The sequence below is a fragment of the Leptotrichia sp. genome, from assembly GCF_057270615.1.
Genome location: NZ_DBHIXN010000117.1, coordinates 1 through 2,010 on the forward strand (window position 1 = coordinate 1; position 2,010 = coordinate 2,010).

The 2,010-nt window shown below is 28.3% G+C and carries 1 protein-coding gene; it reads right to left on the minus strand.

Translation table 11 applies throughout. The features are described 5' to 3' along the window. Window positions 1-277: 277 nt before the first annotated feature. Window positions 278-1,855, minus strand: coding sequence for an IS1182 family transposase (locus ACO409_RS10750; protein WP_485557130.1), 1,578 nt, complete (start codon window positions 1,853-1,855; stop codon window positions 278-280). Window positions 1,856-2,010 lie beyond the last annotated feature (155 nt).

Sequence of the window (2,010 nt, forward strand, 5' to 3'; positions counted from 1 at the left end):
CAAGTCTTTTTAATAAATGTAAGCAACGCTTATAGCTTTTTATCTCTCCACTTCTTTTCCATAATAATTTTCATAGTTTTTCCTATATTGAACAAGGTTAGAAAATTGTTCTTTATTTAAAGGGGCTGTCTCAAAATGGTTAAAATTTTGAGTTCAGCTTCTATTTTTTTGTTCAAATTAAAAGCTCTCTAAATTTTTTACAGTTATCTGATTAGAATTTTTTCTAATCAAAGAAAAATTGCACTAAAAAATTAGAGAACCTTATCTTTCTTAAAACTTAGTTAATAGCTAATTTATGAAGTTTCATGCCTTCACGTCCTTGAACTTTTTTATGAACATATTTTCTTAAATTATATCCAATAGCAAATAGTAAAACTTCAACTTTAGTTTTAGATCTTTCACGGTATTTAAAACGTTTAAAGTTCATGTTCTGTTTTAACACTCCAAATGCCCCTTCAACCTGAATACTCCTATTCACTCTAAGCATTATTCCTTTTTCTGTTGCTATATTTTCCTGTGACTGTTTTCTAAATCTTAAAAAATTATCTGCTACATAAAGTTTTTTGTTATGAGATGTACTTTTACATTTTACTGCAAAAGGGCATCCTTCACAGTTATTGCATTCATATACTTTCTTTTCTGATATATATCCACTTCTATTTTTTTGTTTTGACGTATACTTAAATTCAAGTTTTTGATTATTTGCACATGTGTATGTATCCATTTCTTCATTAAATGACATGTTTTCCACCTTAGAAATATCATGTTTAAATTTTCGGGTTTTCTGCTTTTCATAATTTTGTGGCTTTATATATGGAGTATAATTATTATTAAAAAGATATTCATAGTTTTCTTCACTTTCATATCCTGCATCTGCAACAATATTTCTAAATTTTAAGTTTTTACTTTCCAATACTGATAAAAATGGAATAAGTGTTCTTACATCTGTAGGATTAGGAAACAAATCCAGACCCACAATATATTCAGAATTTACGCCTATCTGTAAATTATATGCCGGTTTCAGCTGACCGTTTTTCATGTAGTCATCCTTCATTCTCATAAACGTTGCATCCTTATCTGTTTTAGAGTAACTGTTTCTATTACCACAAATTTTAAGATGCATACTATACTCATTTTCCTTTGCTATGTAGGAAGTTACAGTTTCATAATCTCTCTGCTGTTGAGTTTTACGGACTCCCTTTCCATAAACAAATTCAATATTCTTATCTAAGATTTCTTTTTCCAGATGCTTTTCTATTTCATAGATATCGTTAAATTCAGTATTGTTATTTTCATTAAATGAATGCCAGAAATCATTTACCTTAATTTTTAATTTTTCATAAAATTTGTTAACCGCCTTCTTCCATACAAATGTATATTTATTTGCATTGGCTTCAATTTTCGTACCGTCAATAAATACATTTTCCAAATCAATTTCATTTAATTTGATTAATTTATTTATCAGCTGATAGAACAGATCTTCAATTTCTATTTTACAGCTGGAAATAAATCTGGCAACTGTGTTATGATCAGGGGCAGAGCTTCCCCTTAAGATCCACATGTAATTAATATTTTCCCTACAATTTTTCTCAATAGCTCTAGTAGTACTGACACTGTCAAACATGGCATATGCAATGATAAAAAACATTTTATCAGCTTCAATTTTATGCTTACGGCCTTTATTTTTAGAGTATGCTTGCATTAAATATCTATAGTCTAATCCCTCCAATAATTTGCTAATTACTCTAACAGGCGATGATTCAGAGATATTCACTCCAATATCCATAGGCAAAAACAATTGATAATTTGGAAAAAATGTAGTAGAATTAGTTGAATGGTTATTGTTTTTTGTCATAATTCAATTATACCATTTTGCCGAGATTTTATCTCGGTTTTTTCTTTTTTCAGAAAAAAAGAAGCTGAACTCAAAATTTTAACCATTTTGAGACAGCCCCTTTTTTTATATCATTTCTACAAGTTTGTAAATTGCTATTTATTAAAAGGTATTAA

What these genes read in the sequence shown, in the direction of transcription:
- ACO409_RS10750 (WP_485557130.1), bottom strand. Translation starts at nt 1,855, where the DNA reads ATGACAAAAAACAATAACCATTCAACTAATTCTACTACATTTTTTCCA.